Origin of the sequence: Plesiomonas sp., assembly GCF_051650925.1 — a bacterium.
Lineage (GTDB): Bacteria > Pseudomonadota > Gammaproteobacteria > Enterobacterales > CAMTGL01 > Plesiomonas.
In genome coordinates, this window is sequence record NZ_JBOFRH010000437.1 from 1 (window position 1) to 1,114 (window position 1,114).

At 44.1% G+C, this 1,114-nt stretch carries 1 protein-coding gene; it reads left to right on the forward strand.

Annotated features, from left to right (window positions below; translation table 11 throughout):
* On the forward strand, window positions 1-401 hold a 401-nt coding region (locus ACRC27_RS10600; protein ID WP_438639844.1), incomplete at its 5' end, for a LysR substrate-binding domain-containing protein.
* Between the last annotated feature and the right edge of the window lie 713 nt (window positions 402-1,114).

Below are 1,114 nucleotides of genomic sequence, written 5' to 3' on the forward strand. Positions count from 1 at the left end.
TGGTAGTCCCCGCTTCTCTTGCTGAAGTCAGCTGGCCAGCGTTGCAGACATTAGGCTTTATTGATCACCCTGATGGTCGCGCTATGGCGCTGCGTTTACTTAGCCGTCAGTTTCCTGGCCAACGTTTAGATGACATTCCAGTCCACGGTTTTACTAACCAAATCAGCCTGATCCTTGAGCCGGTGGCGCGCGGTCTGGGCTTTACCGTACTTCCGCGCTTTGCGGTGACCGCATTCGCCAGATCTGAATTAATCCGCGTGCATCACAGTGAGTCCCCGGTTATCGATACCCTCTGGGCCATTCACCGCGCCGAATGGCCGCTTCCGGCACGCTATCAGCAATTATTAAGCGACATTAAACTACGCATTACAGAGCAAAGTCAGGCAAACGGTGCGCAATAAAAACGTCGCGCCGTGTTATTCCCCCACATATTTAAAGATATGCAATATAAAAAACTAATAGGTGATAATTTAATAGATAAGCCCAATCAAAAATAGGGGTAAAACAACAGAAAGCCAAAGAAGATAAAAGGATAAACGGATAAAACCCACGCCAACAGTCTGCCCTGCCCACAGGGCACAACAGCAAGGGAAGCGTAATAACTGATTAAAAAACAAAACATAAATAACACTGTAAGATGGGTATCAATATCACTGCCGTTATAGTTTTCCCACAACAATAAATGCTATGATTAACAGATGTGGCCATTAATTGAGAATGACAGTGCCGCGCTAGTTATCGCAACAAAAGCGTTGTCTAAAAGAAGCACGACAGCGTTTTATTTCAACATCGCAGCAATATCCAGAATAAAGGTAAGGGCTATAGCGGGCTCTTTGCACAGAATAAATTAACGCTCTGTCATAAAAATAAATATGACACGCATTATAATAAATGGACATCGACAGCGGATAGCCAAGCTTTCTCTATGCGGTACAACACTCGGTACAACCCGATACATTCCACGCACACTTTGATATTACGGTTAGCCATATAAGATGAACGAAATTGCCATCAGTATCGTGAAAACCATAGGTTGTCTGGCAACCGTAACCTTTTTTTCTATTTACAGTACGTCGGATAACTATAACTACAATTACCACTGGCTGCTGGAACT